Here is a 16841-nt window from a genome sequence, read left to right on the forward strand (position 1 = left end):
TTAACGAGCTTTAGGAGTCTTTGTAAAACGATATTAGATCGTGAAGCAAAGGCTTCTTTCATAAAAAAATATATAAAATGACTTAGTAAATCATTTTATATATTTAATCATGAAAACAGAATTAGTTGTTATTTTCTTTTTTACTTTCAAAATAGTTTCTATTATAAATAACAGCGGGAGAATTTGGTTTATACAGAGCAGCTTTTTCATTGTATTGTTCAGCTTTTTTATACTCTCCAAGCATATCAAAGCATACGCAACATTCAATACATGGTATATAACTCCAATAATCCTCTTGGTGAAATCCCCATGAGTCCTTTGGCCTTTCTAGTGCCAGTGCTGTTTCAAACCAGTAAGCAGCGAGTCGATATTGATTTTGAGCTTTAAAGTGATATCCAATTTGACAGCATAATTCGGCTCTCGGTGTATCATATTGAAAACTTTGTAACATTGCCTCCAAAGCTTTTTTCGTATTATTTGTGAGTTGATAACATTTTGCTAATTCAGCACATGCGGCTATATTATCCTCTACCCAGCCATGCCCCGAAGAAAGAAATTCATGAAACATTTTGATGGCTTCTTCATACATTTGATTATCTTTTAATTCTCTTGCGTAATAATAGGTACCTCTTAGGGATAATTGTTCGCCTCTGGCTAATCTTTGCTTATATATTTCAAGGTTTCTTGAAGTTTTTTCGTGTTTTATTTTAGCATGAGTGATGCACACATCTGAATTAATTATGTTTCCTTTTATTTGCAAATATTCGTGTACTGGCTCTATCCATTTAAAATTCTTACTTCGTTTGGATAGACGTTCTCGATAATAAGAAAATATAGCACGGCCATGCTCATCAAAAGCTATATTATAGTACATCATTACAGCATCTACATCATGGTTAAGTTCATATTTTAATTTTAAGAATTTGTCACAATCTTTAGGAAGAATGATATCATCAGCATCTAACCAAAGAATGTAATCCATAGTTGCTTTATCAAATGCAAAATTTCTTGCTGCTGAGAAATCATCCGTCCATTTAAAATCGTATATCTTTTCTGTAAACTTCGTAACTAATTCTTTTGTTTTATCAGTTGAACCCGTATCCACAACAATTATTTCGTCTACGAAAGGGCTAACTGAATTGAGACATCTTTCGATTACATCCTCTTCATTTTTTACAATCATACATAGACTAATCGTAACCATTTGTATTACTCCTTAAACGAGCCTCTATCCTATATATTATGTAGAAAGAGCATATCCTGCTACTCTTCGTTTGGTGACCACAATTGCCAAAATATATACCACTTACCCCTTTTATTTTACCACTAACAAAAAAGCCATCTACAGTAGATAGATTCTTGCTATAATAGCATTATGGAGATGAGGAAATGAATATAAGAGTAGAAGTAGATGACAATTTAATAGAAGAAGAAATCATTATACGATGCAGTCAGATGAATGAGAAAATATACCAAATACAAAAGTTTGTATCTGACATTGCGTCCAAAGCTCATCGTTTCGTTTTTTTTAAAGGAGATACAGAGTATTATTTATCTTTAGAAGAGATATTGTTTTTTGAAACAGAGGAAAACAGTATTAGTGTGCACACATTAGATAACGTGTATCAGACAAAACATAAGCTATATGAGCTAGAGGAACTTTTACCTGGATATTTTATGCGAGTATCGGATGAGATTATGAAGAAAGAAAAGATTTTCTGGGGATTATTTTTTATTTTGGCAGGAATATTCTTAATCGTAAGTAGATTGGGATATTTTACAGAGATTAATATATTTAGTTTGGTACTAACTATATTTTTAATTGCCTGTATCATAAAGAGTATAAGACATTTGAATTTTGCAGGAATTTTGTTTCCAGCAGCATTCTTATGTATCATTTATGATGAGGTGCTTGGGATAACACAGATTACACCGTGGCCTGTTTTGGGTGCTGCTTTATTTGCAAGTATCGGTTTATCGATTATATTTCATAACCGTTATCACCTTGGTCATTTTAAGCATGAAGAACATTTTACCGAGGTAATTGATCAAGACGATGGAAAAAGCTTTCACTTTGAAACCACCTTTGGTTCTAGTATTAAATATGTAAATTCTGATGATTTTAGTCAAGCAAGCTTAAGCTGCTCCTTTGGTGCAATGAAGATATATTTTGATAATGCCATAATTCAAAATGAAAATGCAATCATTCGCTTAGATGTTGCCTTTGCAGGGGTAGAATTATATATTCCTAAGGGATGGAATGTCAAAAATAAAGTGGATTCAACGTTTGGAGCGGTTGATGAAAAAAATAGAAATCAAAGTACAGGTATTCCAAGTGTTACCTTAACTGGAAGTGCGAACTTTTCAGGGGTAACAATCATATATGTATAGTTGGGTGATTGGTGTTTAAAAAACAGAGTATGAGACACCCCAAAGAGTCTAAAATGTTTTAGACTCTTTTTGCGATATCAGGATGAAATTTAGTAATATTATTATTTAATGTTTTCATAAGGAAAGTTTTATTGTATCATTTAAGTTTAGAAACAACACTAGAAATTTAAAAATTCACTTGACATAGTAAGAAAAAAATAGTATGATTTTAAAATCATAGTAAATCGATATGAATTATAATTAATATAGTCAAAAAAGAAATAGAAAGAGGTATACAGATGGATATCCAATTTATATCAAAGTATCTACCCCTGTATGTTGAAGCGGCAAAGCTGACGCTTACCATAGCAACTATCGGAATCATAAGCTCTATTTTCGTTGGTTTTTGTTGCAGTCTTGTCCGTTATTATAAGATTCCATTCATACATAAGATTGTTTCCATTTACATTGAATTATCAAGGAACACACCTTTATTGATACAATTATTCTTTTTATATTTTGGATTGCCTAAGATTGGCATACGACTTAGTTCTGAATCCTGTGCAATTGTAGGCTTAACGTTTCTTGGAGGAAGTTATATGGCAGAAGCGTTTCGTAGTGGACTTGAGGCCATACCTAAGATTCAAAGAGAGTCGGGCTTAAGTATCGGTTTGACCAAATTTCAAGTGTTTTGGCATATTATTTTACCACAGGCTGTTACCATATCTATGCCAGCATTTAGTGCGAATGTCGTATTCTTAATTAAAGAAACCTCTGTATTTAGTGCAGTTGCTTTAGCAGATTTAATGTACGTTGCAAAGGACTTAATTGGATTATATTATAAAACAGATGAGGCACTTTTTATGCTTGTTTGTGCTTATTTAATTATTTTATTACCAATATCAATTATATTTTCAATCATAGAGAGGAAATTGCGCTATGCAGGATTTGGGAATTAGGGTTTTATTTGAAGGGAAAAATTTAGTTAGATTATTAGGTGGATTATGGGTTACCTTGCAGATTTCTCTTTTATCCGTTGCATTGTCCATTCTGCTTGGAATTATTCTTGGAATGATTATGAATATGAAGAATCCAGTTGTAAAGGTAATAACTCGAATTTACTTAGAATTTGTTAGAATCATGCCACAGCTTGTTTTGTTGTTCTTGGTATACTTTGGTTTAACAAAGGCTTTTGGTATTAATTTATCTGGAGAGGTTTCGGCAGTGATTGTATTTACGATTTGGGGTACTGCAGAGATGGGTGATTTGGTAAGGGGTGCACTACAGTCCATTCCAAAGCATCAGTACGAAAGTGGTAGAGCGATAGGGCTTAATGAATTTCAAATCTATGCTCATATTATAATACCCCAGACGATACGAAGACTGTTACCACTAGCAATCAATCTGGTAACCAGAATGATAAAAACAACTTCTTTGATTGTTTTAATAGGAGTGGTTGAAATGGTAAAAGTAGGGCAGCAGATTATAGAGTCCAATCGATTAGAGGTTCCTTCCGCTGCAATTTGGATTTATGCGTTTATTTTTTTCTTATATTTTATCGTGTGTTATCCGATATCAAGACTATCTGTAAGGCTAGAGAAGAAGTGGAAGGATTGAGGTAAATTAAATGAGTAAAAAAGAAAAGATTTTAGAGATTAAGCATTTAAAGAAAAATTATGATGATACAGTCGTATTAAATGATATTAACATTGACGTTTGCAAAGGGGAGGTAGTAGTAATACTTGGCCCTTCTGGGTGTGGTAAAAGTACACTTCTTCGATGTATTAATGGTCTTGAAACCATACAAGAAGGAGAAATCTATCTTAGCGGTGAAAAGATAAGCAATCAGGATAAAAAGATGCATTTAGTAAGGCAAAAGGTAGGTATGGTTTTTCAAAGCTATGATTTGTTTCCTCATCTGACGATATTGGATAATATATTGCTTGGACCAATGAAAGCACAACATAGAGAGAAAAAAGAAGTAGTAGTAGAAGCAGAGAAGCTATTAGAAAGGGTTGGTTTGCTCGATAAGAAAAATGCTTATCCAAGACAATTATCAGGAGGGCAAAAGCAACGAGTTGCAATTGTTCGCGCGCTTTGTATGCACCCACAGGTAATGTTATTTGATGAAATAACTGCAGCACTTGATCCTGAAATGGTTCGAGAAGTATTAGATGTAATGCTAGAACTTGCAAAAGAAGGCTCCACGATGGTTATCGTAACGCATGAAATGCAGTTTGCCAGAGCTATTGCAGATCGCATTATTTTTCTTGATAGCAGTAAGTTAGTAGAAGAGAGTAGTCCAGAAGAATTTTTTACTACACCAAAAACAGAAAGAGCAAAACAATTTTTAAATGTATTTGATTTTGACATCGCAAAATAGCGATTCAAGTATAGAAAAAGGAGAGATATTATGAAGAAAAAATTATTAACCACATTACTTGCACTTACATTAGGAGCAGTTGCCCTTACAGGATGTGCCAATTCATCAAAGGAAACACAATCATCCTCTACAGCTGAAAGCACACAAGAAACAGCGACAAACGATGCGAAGGAAGAAGATTCAAATAAAGCAACCGCTAGAACGTTAGATGAAATAAAAGAAAGCGGCAAAATCGTGATTGGAGTATTTAGCGATAAAAAACCATTTGGATATGTAGATTCTAACGGAGATTTCCAAGGATATGATGTATACTTTGGTAATAGACTTGCAAAAGACCTTGGTGTTGAAGTAGAATATGTACCAGTTGAAGCAGCTAGTAGAGTAGAATATCTAGTGAGCGCAAAAGTAGACATCATCTTAGCTAACTTTACAGTAACAGATGAACGTGCAGAACAGGTTGATTTTGCATTGCCTTATATGAAAGTTGCTCTAGGTATCGTATCACCTGAAAGTGCTTTAATCACAGCACCTGAACAGTTAAATGGCAAAACCTTAATTATTAGCAAAGGTACGACTGCTGAGACTTACTTTACTGAAAATTATCCAGATGTTAAACTTTTAAAATTTGATCAATACAGCGAAGCATATAACGCATTATTAGATGGAAGAGGAGATGCACTTTCCACAGATAATACCGAAGTACTTGCTTGGGCACTTGAAAATGAAGGATACTCAGTAGGAGTAGATTCCTTAGGAAGCATTGATACCATAGCACCAGCAGTACAAAAAGGAAATAAAGAGTTACTAGACTTTATTAATGAAGAAATTAAGAGTCTTGCAGGGGAACAGTTTTTCCATGCTGCATATGAAGAAACTCTTGCTCCAGTATATGGAGAAGCAGCAGATCCAGATAGCTTAGTTGTAGAAGGCGGAATCGTAGAATAAATCATTTAGCAGGCAAGTTCCTTCATACTCCGTAATTAAGGAGATGAAGAGGACTTGTCTGTTTTTTTGTACAGTAAAAGTGGTTGCTTTTAATGCATTATTATAGAGCCTATTTTAATAAATTACGAAATTCAGTAGGAGAAATACCAGTAAATTTACGGAATACTCTGCTAAAGTAAAGGGGATCGTTAATACCAACTTTAATAGCAATTTCATTTATGGAAAGACTAAAATCTAGTAATAGTTTTTTACTAATGTCGATTCGAACCGAGTTTAAATATCGCATCGGACTCATCCCCAGATTTTTTTGAAAAAGCCTAGAAATATAGGATTCACTCACACAAGAAATTTCTGTTAGCTGCGTCATTGATAAAGATTCGTGAAAGTGTTCATGTATAAACCGTACACAAGTATTTAAGATATCTGACGTTTCCAGCTTATTTGATTGCAGACTTCGAATGGCATGGAGTATAATCGCTTTGATATAGGTTGCAATCATACTTTCATACCCTTCTTCTTTTTTAAAATACTCCTGATAGCTTTGTTCAAACAACCAGCCTAATGTTCCATCCTTATCGGAAAATTGAAATGCATTAGAAAAGGTATCGAAAGTATCAATATAGGCAGCAATGCATATGATTTCCTGCGGATAGGTAAGATCAGGATGCTCATAATGTGTGACGCCTGGTGGATATATCACGACATCATAAGGAACCAGATCAAGCTTTCCAAAAGGAACGTCAATTTGTGCCTTGGCATTCATGAAATAAATAAATTCAAAGTAGGGATGAGAATGCTGTTTTTCAACCCATACAGATTTTTTTCCAGATTGGCTACAGGCAAGAAGTTTTATGTGATTTAGTTTTAATGTTTTTAAATAATGGATTATCTTTTTATTCTCTTCATTCATTTACTTTCTCCCAGATACCAAACAGTTCATTTCATTATAGATTCGTTCTTATCATAATGCAATCTCCTTTTTGTGCCACCATGCAATAAAGGTCATCTTTGGTATAAGTGTTTAAAGAATTGTTATTCACTTGGATGTTATAGCTGTCGCATAAGTTTGGAAGTTTGACAGATATCCTGGTATCAGACGTTATCTGAAACGTAGCCTCAAATTTAGCATTATCCCAAGAAAAAGATACAATTCCTCCAACAAAACGCCAGTCAGTTACCTTACCTTTCTTCCAGCGTGAAGGCAATGCAGGAAGAAGCTTTATAAGGGAAGGAGAATTGTAAAAAAGCATTTCCTGAACGGCATTTGTCCATCCCATGTTTGCATCCATTTGTATTGGAGCTTCTCGCATATTAAGGGATATCCCCATATTACGCCAATCGTTATGCAAGGTATAAAAGTTATTTAGGATACCAGATTGTGCTAGTAAATCCATACATAAAAGCGCTTTATCTGCTTTCCCAAAACGCGCGTAAATAGCTGCCATATGCATAAATGACCAACCTGTTTGTGCACCTAATTTACGTTTTTCTACTGCAATCTCAAAGGCGTGAAACAATTCTTTATTATTTTCTTCATTGATTTCATTTCCAGGAAAAACGGGATATAGGTGTGATAAGTGGCGATGATCGTAACGGTCTTCAAAGTCAGGATCAATCCATTCTTTTACTGCCCCCTCCTCATTGATCGCGTATGCAGGCAAATGAAGAAGGATGTCCTCCCAAACAGCTATTTTGTCTTGATGCATTCCTGTTATTGTTGCACCCTCAATCATATGCAAAAATAACTCTTTAATAATTGCAATATCCATGGTTGCATTGATTGCTGTTGGCATCGGATGAGCCAGAGGAACTCCATTTGCAGGCATAAAGTTTTGTGGCGTGTTCTCAGGTGAAACAGAAGGATAATATTTATATTCTACTCCTTCTTTTACTAAGAAGTCTTCGTAAAACAATGCGGCTTCATACATAAAAGGAAGTGCCTGTGTTCTAAGAAACTCTTCATCTTTGCTAAAAAGATAATAATCATAGTAATGACGAGCAAGCCAGCCTGCCGCACCAGTCCAATTCATTATAACAGGAACAATTTGCGTAGGATAAGCAATATTTGGAGTTGTTCCTGCCACTACATAAATGCCACGACATCCATACATTTTCTTAGCACTTTCTTGAAAAACAGGTATTCTTTCACTATAGTAGCGAAACAGTGATTGATTAAATTCCATCAAGCCACCTGTAAGGGTATGCCAATAGATCATTTGTATATTTTCATTTGCCATATGATGGGACCAGCAAACGTCATAATCCCCATGCCATAGGCCATACATATTACTAGGCAGGCTATTTGGTGAGGTAGCAGAAATAAAGAGATATCGTCCATAAGCCCACATTTTTTCAATAAGCTCATTAGAGGCTTCGTTTCCATAAGCATCTAATAATAAGCGTTCATTTGAGGTGGACATATCACTTGCACCTAACTCCAAATCAACGGAACGAAAAATAGGCTTATGAATGTCTACATGTCTTTTAAGTAATGTATCATAATCCTTGGGAAGAAGGCTGATATCTTTTAATAGAGTTTGTTTGGAAATCTCATATTTTCCTTTTACAAATACTTTTCCAATGATGAGAATCTCTTTATCTAGTTTGGCATTTAAAGTATTACCTGATTGCTGTAAATGAGAAGAAATTACTTTTACTACAACGCCACAATCCGTTCCATCTTCATGAGTAATTCCATAACTAATGATACCATTTTCGACATCAATTTCATATTTCATTGTATTTGCAATTGGTTCAAAGCGTTCGGGTATTTTATCCCATTCATTTTTGTGAACATCAAGAGATAGACTGATATTTAATTGTTGATCTCCTAAGATTCTATAGACAAAGACATCATCTTTTCTGGAAGCAAAGATATCCCTTTTATATCGATGTACTCCTTCTTGCCAGAAAACACTTACTTCTCCAGTCTCCATCTCAAGTTCTCTGGAATAATTTGAAAAACCAATGTCACAAGGCATTACAAGCTTTAAATCAGCAAGAGGCATAGGAGATTCTAAGACGGTATCATAACCTTTTTCTCTGAGTGCATTCGTCAAACACCAACTGGCTTCAAGGTATCGTTTTTCTTTCATTAGAGCTCTGGTTTGTGAAAGCTTATCACTGACATCAGGAAGCTCACAGTTTTTTCCCCAGTGCCAAAGTTCACTGTGATTGATTATGACAGTTTCTTGCTTGATATTACCAAGGACAGCCACTCCAACCGTACCATTACCACTAGGCAATGCCTCCCTCCACATGTCATTATGCCAACTAGATGGATAGTTTAATGTAAGTTTATGTCTGCTCATTTTAGTCCCTTTCATTGTTTGTTCTATATTTCATTTGCTCAATGTTATTTAAAGTGTAAACTTATCATATTACGTTTAAACAAAATAGGAAATAGACATAGCTATCTAAAACATGGAGAAAACTGAACAATTTATTTAAAATATAGTATAAAAACGCTTCAATTGAATGTCTAAAAAAATTGTGAACCCCCAACAAAATATGATATAATGTAACCTATCAAAAGAAAAACAAGCGGCTGCGAAGCAGACATTTGTTTTTCGTGATAGGTTAACGAAAAAGCGAAGCTTTAGAGTTTAGTTACGCAGAGAAACGAAGTTTCGATAGCGTAACCTATCAAAAGAAAAACAAGCGGCTGCGAAGCAGACATTTGTTTTTCGTGATAGGTTAACGAAAAAGCGGAGCTTTAGAGTTTAGTTACGCAGAGAAACGAAGTTTCGATAGCGTAACCTATCAAAAGAAAAACAAGCGGCTGCGAAGCAGACATTTGAAAGTGAGAACATTTAATATGAAAGACAAGCTATACACAATACCCCTAACGGAAGCGTTTCAGGCAGAAGATGAATGTCCTTTTTGCTATATAGAAAGAAAACTAGAACAAGATGCCCTTAATTTTACATTAGGGTCTTCTTCCTCATACATGGAAAGTGATATCAGAGAACAAACAGATGAAATGGGATTTTGCAAAGAGCATTTCAAAAAGATGTACAAATATGGAAATTCTCTGGGGAATGCATTGATTTTACAAACTCATTTTAGGAAACAAAATAAGGAGCTTACCAAGCAATTACAAGCCTTTAAACCAGAAAAGAGTAGTATGTTTGGTAAATTTAAAAAGACAAAAGAAGATGGGTTTGATAAGATATCACAATGGATTGCACAGTCAAAGGAGACTTGTTTTGTGTGTGATCATATTAAAAATGACTATGATAGGTATTTAGATACCTTCTTTTATTTATTCAAAAGTAATCCAGAATTTAAAGAATTAGTGAAGCATTCAAAAGGTTTTTGTATTCACCATTTTGGTGAATTGACAAATCTTGTATCAGCCAAACTAAATGATGCACAGGCAGAAGAATATGCAAAGCTCATATTTCCTCTTATGATTGAAAATATGAACCGTTTGGAGGAGGATATTAATTGGCTAGTGGACAAATACGATTATCGCAATGCCAATGCAGATTGGAAAAATTCGAAAGATGCCTTGCAAAGAGGAATGCAAAAAATAAAGGGTGGTTACCCAGCAGATACTGATTATCAACAAAATAGGTAAGTGTGGAGGTACAGGTGAAAGGAATTAATAATATACCAGAATCTTTCTTTGGTTTATTTATATCAAGGAATCGATACATTTACATGGAATCACTTCTATTAATTTATGATGAATACTTATATAATGATTACTTTTTGAGTAAGGAGACTTGTATTCAATTACTAACAGATTGTTTTGAGAATCGACTGGTTGACATATCAGCTGATGATACTGGCGAGGAAACAGATAAGCTTGAACCAATTGCCACAAGGATTTTTAGTAAGCTGGTCAGATTTGGATGGCTACGTAAAATTGAAGATTACAGTTCCTTTAAGACAAATGTGGTAATACCGGATTATGCATCTATATTTATTGAAACATTTAAAAAACTTGATAATCCAGATGAGGATGAAACAGATTTGTATATTCAGAATGTATATACGAATCTTTATTCATTTTATTATGATAATAAAGCAGGAATGGAGCTTCTTAAGACTGCAATGGTGAATACAGCAAGACTAAATCGTGCTTTACAAGACATGCTTCATAACATGGATAAGTTTTTTGAAACATTATTAAAACAAGAAAGTTATGAGGATTTACTACAGGAACATTTGAATGGTTATGTAGAAAATATCGTCAATAAAAAATATGCTTTGTTAAAAACAGGAGATAATTTTTACCTTTATAAAAATGATATTAAAACCCTACTAAAGCAAATCAGAGAAGATGAAGCAAGAATTAATTTATTAATTACCAAGGGAGCTAGAAATGGAGCACAAAGTGAATTCATGAAACAGGAATTACTTGAATTGCTTGACCATGTGGAGCGTGGAATCTCAAATATGGAAAAAAGAATTGCGCGCATAGACTCAGAGCATAGTAAATATGTCAGAGCCACTGTAAGGCGTCTTGAATATATGCTAAATAACGATGATAATATGAAAGGAAATGTCGTTAAGCTCCTTGGAATGATGAACGAAAGACGCAGAGATAAAATTCTAGCTAAAATAGGAGAGAGCATTTTAATCAATGATTTTAGTATGATATCCAAGGAATCCATGTATCAAAAAAGAGGAAAAAGAAGAACCTTTGAAGAAACGATTGAGAAAGAAGAAAGAATGGAAGAGGAGCTTTCAGCAGACGAAATTCTAAAGCTAAATCAAAACAAAAATAGGTATAGTAAGAAAGAAATCGAAGCCTTTATTCTTAAGCGGATGGAGGCAGATACATATACAACCGATGAAAGAAGTGTTTTGACACAAGAGGATTTTGAATTACTGATATTAGCCTATGATCATAGCATACGAAAGCACAGCCCTTTTATGGTACGAAAAGAAGAAAGTGAATTGATTCAAAACGAAAAGTATAGCTATCCAAAGCTGACTTTTTTAAAAAAGAATACGACAGAGCAAAAAAAGGAGATTTGGAATGATTCCTTACTATAATGAGCTTACAGAAGAAGAGCAAGCAGAAGTAACGAAGACAATTGCCCTCTTGCAAAGTCAAACCTTTGTTTTGGAACGAAGATATGACAGAAAAACAGCAAGATATCAATATAACAAAGAATATCGAATCTGTGAAAAACATTTAGAATTCTTAACCGAATATTTTAGTATAGCAGGTATTGACTTAATCGAAAATCGTCAATATGGCGTGATGGCTTTACGTGGAAATCAGTTAATGGGTGATAAGATAAGTAAGCTTACAACCATTTTTATCTTATTACTAAAGCTTGTGTTTGAAGAGAAGATGAACAGCGTGTCAAATTCGGTTCATGTTTATGTATCATTAAATGAAATCTATGATAAGATTCATTTATTTCGTTTATGGGATAACAAGGCAATTCCTATTACAGAATTAAAAAGGACAATCGCAGTCCTTCGTAAATTTCAAATCATAGAATTACTAGAGTCTGATGGAGAGATAAACGGTGAGACAAAGTTAATTGTTTATCCTTCTATCAATCTTTTATTGTCTGCACAAGAGGTAAGAAATACGATTACACAATATCAAGAAAGTGAGGAAGAAGAGGATGACAACCTTTCAGGGGATGACGAGAATGTGTCTGAACAACTGGCACTATATTAACGAGAAAATATTATCCTTTAGTACTGGAATTAACTTCTTTACTGGACATTCAGGAAGTGGAAAATCAACGGTGCTTGATGCACTACAGCTATTGCTTTATGTAGATACTAATGGTCGAGGCTTTTTTAATAAAGCAGCAAAAGATGATTCAGATCGTACACTTATGGAATACTTAAGAGGAATGAAGGTAGTTGCAGAAAATGATGAGGCAGGATATTTAAGAAATCAAAATTTTTCAACTACAATTGTATTAGAGTTCCAAAACATGGAAAAGAAGGAATATCAATGCATAGGTGTGGCGTTTGATGTAGATGTTAGCACAAGTGATGCGGATCGAATGTTTTTTTGGCATAAAGGGCGTTTACTTACGAATGGCTATCGGCTAAATGAGAGACCAATGACCATTCGTGAACTAAGAGATTGGCTAAGTAGCCACTATGAGAAAGAACAATGGGATTATAGCAGAACCAATGAAAAGTTTCGTACTAAGTTGTATGAAACTTATCTTGGAGGATTGGATGAGAAGAAATTCCCTTCTTTATTTAAAAAAGCAATTCCATTTCGTATGAACATGAAGTTAGAAGACTTTGTAAAGAATTATATTTGTATGGAAAAAAACATACATATTGAAGATATGCAAGACAGTGTTATATCGTATGTAAGGCTTCGAAGACGATTGGAAGATACGAAAAAAGAAATTAGTCTTTTAGAAGAAATAAAAGAACAATATCAAAACTTTCAAAAGTATAACCGAGAATCCGCGCAGTATCAATACTATATTGATAAACTAGATATATATTCCATTGAGAAGCGAATGGAAGAAATTTCAGTAAAACAAACCGCTTACACAGCTGATTTAGAGAATTTAGAAAAGAGAAACACCAGTCTGATACAAGAACTAGAAGTACTTCAAAAGCAACGTGATGAAGTGATGATAGCCATTGAAAACAGTGGATTTACGCATTTGGAGTCAGAGCTTAGTGCGATCAATCAAATTCTTGAATTTTTATATACGAGTAAGACAAACTATGAAAAAGTCGCAGGTGGACTTCTAAAGTGGTTAGATGTGGAAGAGATATCAAAAGAGTGTAAGCATAACATTGAAACGATTCAAAGCTATCATATGGATGTAGCAATGTTAAAACAGATTAAGGATACCATCGAAAAACAAAGACAGGATATCCAAAATAGTTGTATGGAGTTAGAAGAAAAGCTAGGCTCACTTCGTAAGGAAGTAAAAGAAGTACATAGTGAAATCAGACAGCTAAAGGAAGGAAATAAAGCTTATCCAGAGTATTTACTTACTGCTAGAAACCACATACAAGAGACTTTGTCCAACCAGTACGGTGAAAGCGTTGAAGTTCATATTCTTGCAGATTTACTTCAGATTACAGATAAGTCATGGCAAAACGCAGTTGAAGGATATATGGGGAATCATAAACTATCATTGATAGTAGAACCAAAGTATACAAAAGCGGCAGTTGAGATTTATCATGCTATGGATGAGAAGAAATATCACAAGGTATCTGTCATTGACTCAGAACGTGTATTAAAGGCAGTAAAGCCTGTTCTTGAGGATTCTTTGGCAGAAGTTGTTGACAGTAGCAAAGAATATGCCAAGGCTTTTGTGGATTACTTAATGGGAAGCGTGATACGTTGTGGAAAACCAGAACAACTGCGTCAAAATAAAAGTGCGGTCACAAAGGATTGCTTACTTTACCATAACTATAAGCTACAGCATATGAATCCTAAGAACTATATAGAATTTGCATACATTGGAAAGAATTCCATTGAACAAAGAAAAAGTCGTTTAGAACTTCGTCTCTTGGAATTAAAGGATGAGATGAGTCCATATCAAGAGCAATTAAAAATGCATCAAGAAATGCTAACGTATGAGGCTCTTTCAGAAGACATAGAAGTCTATGAAAAGTATGTGGAAGATATAAAAAAGATTCAAGCAAGGCTTGTGGAAAAAGAATCTCTAGAGATTAAAATTAATGAATTAAAGAGTAGGGATATACAACATTGGAAAGAGAAAAAGCAAGAACTTGAAAAAGAGATAAAGAAGAAAACAGAGCAAAAAGAAATCTATGGTAGTGAACAAAGAGGAAAAACAAAGGCGCTTCGTGATTTTAAAGAAGAAATCATTATGCTAACTGGAGAACTTGTATTAAAAGAAAAAAGCTTTGTATTCCAACAAGAATGGGAAGACAGCTTTCAGGAATTAATCAGACAAAAGTCAGGAGAACGACCAGAAAAACTAAAAAGTTGGTTAATGAACAAAAAGTTATCCTGTGACGGAAAGATGAATCAAGAGTATGAATCACTTATTAAAGTGCGAGAGGAATACCAAAGAGAATATTCTTATCGTGGATTTTCTACTACAGGAAGAGAGAATCGAGACTATGATGAATTACTAAACAAATTACAAAGTGATAAATTACAAGAATTTACTGGAAAGGCTGCAAGGCAGGCGGGAATAGCCATTCATCATTTTAAGACTGATTTCATCTATAAAATTAGGGATTCCATCAAAGAAGCCATGCAACAGAAAGAGGAGTTAAATCAGATTCTAGCTCAATCAGATTTTGGTAAAGAGAAATACCGATTTACGATTACCAAAAATAAAGGAGAAGATGGGAAGTTTTACGATATGTTCATGGATGAGAACTTAGAGGTAAATCCGTTACAACTATCCAATCATATGGAGAATCAAATTGATTTATTTTCTCAGGGACATTCAAAAAATTATGAAGCATTAATCAACGAGTTAATCGAAATCTTTATGCCACCAGAAAACAGTGATGTAAAGGAGCTAGAAGAAGCCCGTTATAATATGGAAAAATATGCGGATTATCGTACGTATCTATCTTTTGATATGGAACAATTAATTGAAGGTATGCCTCCAATGAAGCTTAGTAAAATGCTTTCCAAAAACTCAGGAGGAGAAGGACAAAATCCACTTTACATCGCTTTACTCGCAAGCTTTGCACAAGTTTATAAAATTAATAGCAAAGAAAGTTCAAGAAGAAATCCGACATTAAGATTGGTTGTGTTAGATGAAGCATTTTCCAAAATGGATGGAGAGAAAGTTGGAAGTTGTGTGGAATTAATTCGTAAAATGGGATTTCAAGCAATCATTAGTGCAACCAATGATAAACTTCAAAATTATGTTGATTATGTAGATAAAACCTTTGTGTTTGCCAATCCAAATAAAAATCACATATCCATTCAACCGTTTGAAAAAATAGAATTTAACAAGTTACTAACGGCTATGGAATAAAATGAAGCACGATACGACCACACTTAGTTGGTTTGTCATCGTGCTTCATAATTTATGCGCGTTTTCGCTTTGCTTATCCTCTCATACTAAGAAGCTTTTGCTTTAGTTCATTCTCAATACGGTTTAGTTCAATCTCCGCTTCTTTTCTCTTTTGACGACCTTCCGTTTGAATACGAAGTACTTCATCGAGTGTAGAAATTAAAGATTCATTAGTTGTACGTAGGGTTTCAATGTCTACTATACCACGTTCCGATTCTTTTGCAGTCTCTATGGTTGCAAGCTTTAATGTTTCGGCATTCTTTTTTAACAGTTCATTTGTCATATCCGTTACTTCTCGTTGTGCTTTTGCTGCTTGAGAAGAATGAACAACCCCAAGAGCAAGTACCATTTGACTTTTCCATAGTGGAATCGTATTTACAATCGTTGACTGTATCTTTTCAGCCATTACGGTATCATTTCCTTGCACAAGACGAATTTGTGGAGCCATTTGAATGGAAATCATACGAGTTAATTCCAAGTCATGTATTTTCTTTTCAAAGCGATTGATGACTGCAGTTAGATCATTGACTGCTTGCGCATCTTCTGGAAGACCAGTCAAAGCAGACTTTTCTACTAGTTTTGGAAGATCTTGTGTTTGTACTTTTTGAAGCTTTTTTTTACCAGCTAGAATGTACATGGATAGCTCTTTAAAGTAATTTTTATTTATCTCATACATCTTGTCCATCATCGCAACGTCTTTTAAAAGCTGGATTTGATGATTTTCAAGGACTTTGCATATTTTATTTACGTTTAGTTCTGCTTTTTCATATTTCGCTTTCATATTACTTAGTTTATTAGAGGCCTTTTTAAAGAAGCCAAGAAATCCTTTTTCTTCTTCCTCAGCATCAAAGCTTTTTAACTCAGCAACAACGCCAGTAAGCATTTCACCAATCTCGCCCAAATCTTTTGTACGTACATTATTTAGGGCGTTTTCTGAAAAATCTGCTATTTTTTTCTGCGTTCCTGCTCCGTATTGTAATATAAGATTTGATTGGGTTAAATCTATCTTTTCTGCAAATTCATCTACCATTTTTTGTTCTTTTGGAGAAAGGGAACTCTCATCATAGACAGGAATATCGTTATTTGGTACTTCTTTTAACACTTCTTTGGTCGGTTGAATGTCTTCCTTAAAAGGCTCAAAGGTTAGAGTTGGTGTTTCGTTTGTCATA

The 16841-nt window shown here is 34.3% G+C and carries 13 protein-coding genes; 9 read left to right on the plus strand and 4 right to left on the minus strand.

Translation table 11 applies throughout. From position 1 onward, the window contains the following. Positions 1-121: 121 nt before the first annotated feature. Complete coding sequence (locus F7O84_RS17210; protein WP_151148161.1) at positions 122-1204, minus strand: tetratricopeptide repeat-containing glycosyltransferase family 2 protein; 1083 nt, start codon at positions 1202-1204, stop codon at positions 122-124. Positions 1205-1389: 185 nt separating this feature from the next. Between F7O84_RS17210 and F7O84_RS17220 the strand changes: the two genes are divergently transcribed. From F7O84_RS17220 to F7O84_RS17240, 5 genes are all read left to right on the plus strand, one after another. Continuing rightward, a complete protein-coding gene (locus F7O84_RS17220) occupies positions 1390-2391 on the plus strand; it encodes a LytTR family DNA-binding domain-containing protein (protein ID WP_330578820.1) in 1002 nt (333 codons plus the stop codon). Positions 2392-2669: 278 nt separating this feature from the next. Next, on the plus strand, positions 2670-3329 hold the full coding sequence (locus F7O84_RS17225; RefSeq protein ID WP_151148164.1) for an amino acid ABC transporter permease: 660 nt from the start codon (positions 2670-2672) through the stop codon (positions 3327-3329). Beyond that, complete coding sequence (locus tag F7O84_RS17230; RefSeq protein WP_151148166.1) at positions 3310-3987, plus strand: amino acid ABC transporter permease; 678 nt, start codon at positions 3310-3312, stop codon at positions 3985-3987. Before F7O84_RS17225 ends, F7O84_RS17230 begins: the two co-directional genes overlap by 20 nt. A gap of 10 nt (positions 3988-3997) precedes the next feature. Beyond that, the gene (locus F7O84_RS17235) at positions 3998-4753 is read left to right on the plus strand and encodes an amino acid ABC transporter ATP-binding protein (RefSeq protein ID WP_151148168.1); all 756 of its coding nucleotides are present in this window, start codon (positions 3998-4000) and stop codon (positions 4751-4753) included. A 30-nt stretch (positions 4754-4783) separates the two neighbouring features. After that, the gene (locus tag F7O84_RS17240) at positions 4784-5698 is read left to right on the plus strand and encodes a cysteine ABC transporter substrate-binding protein (RefSeq protein ID WP_151148170.1); all 915 of its coding nucleotides are present in this window, start codon (positions 4784-4786) and stop codon (positions 5696-5698) included. A 109-nt stretch (positions 5699-5807) separates the two neighbouring features. Here F7O84_RS17240 and F7O84_RS17245 read toward each other — a convergent pair whose 3' ends face one another. Continuing rightward, the gene (locus F7O84_RS17245) at positions 5808-6608 is read right to left on the minus strand and encodes a helix-turn-helix transcriptional regulator (protein WP_151148172.1); all 801 of its coding nucleotides are present in this window, start codon (positions 6606-6608) and stop codon (positions 5808-5810) included. 34 nt (positions 6609-6642) lie between these two features. Then, complete coding sequence (locus F7O84_RS17250) at positions 6643-9009, minus strand: glycosyl hydrolase family 95 catalytic domain-containing protein (RefSeq protein WP_207708070.1); 2367 nt, start codon at positions 9007-9009, stop codon at positions 6643-6645. Positions 9010-9500: 491 nt separating this feature from the next. On the opposite strand from F7O84_RS17250, the gene F7O84_RS17255 reads away from it, so the two are divergent. Genes F7O84_RS17255 through F7O84_RS17270 form a run of 4 tightly spaced genes read left to right on the plus strand, consistent with a single transcriptional unit; the run spans position 9501 to position 15633 of the window. Then, on the plus strand, positions 9501-10280 hold the full coding sequence (locus F7O84_RS17255) for a DUF6062 family protein (RefSeq protein WP_320411237.1): 780 nt from the start codon (positions 9501-9503) through the stop codon (positions 10278-10280). Positions 10281-10294: 14 nt separating this feature from the next. Further along, positions 10295-11707 carry a Wadjet anti-phage system protein JetA family protein gene (locus F7O84_RS17260; RefSeq protein ID WP_151148176.1) on the plus strand — a complete coding sequence of 471 codons (1413 nt, stop codon included), beginning with the start codon at positions 10295-10297 and terminating at the stop codon, positions 11705-11707. Next, a complete protein-coding gene (locus F7O84_RS17265; RefSeq protein ID WP_151148178.1) occupies positions 11691-12350 on the plus strand; it encodes a DUF4194 domain-containing protein in 660 nt (219 codons plus the stop codon). The genes F7O84_RS17260 and F7O84_RS17265 overlap by 17 nt, the downstream gene beginning before the upstream one ends. Continuing rightward, positions 12295-15633 (plus strand): ATP-binding protein, encoded by a 3339-nt coding sequence (locus F7O84_RS17270; protein WP_151148180.1) that lies wholly within the window; start codon positions 12295-12297, stop codon positions 15631-15633. Before F7O84_RS17265 ends, F7O84_RS17270 begins: the two co-directional genes overlap by 56 nt. 73 nt (positions 15634-15706) lie before the next feature. Here the strand turns inward: F7O84_RS17270 and F7O84_RS17275 are convergent, their stop codons facing one another. Beyond that, complete coding sequence (locus F7O84_RS17275; protein ID WP_151148182.1) at positions 15707-16840, minus strand: toxic anion resistance protein; 1134 nt, start codon at positions 16838-16840, stop codon at positions 15707-15709. Between the last annotated feature and the right edge of the window lies 1 nt (position 16841).

Source organism: Candidatus Galacturonatibacter soehngenii (assembly GCF_008830185.1).
Classification (GTDB): Bacteria; Bacillota; Clostridia; order Lachnospirales; family Lachnospiraceae; genus Lachnotalea; species Lachnotalea soehngenii.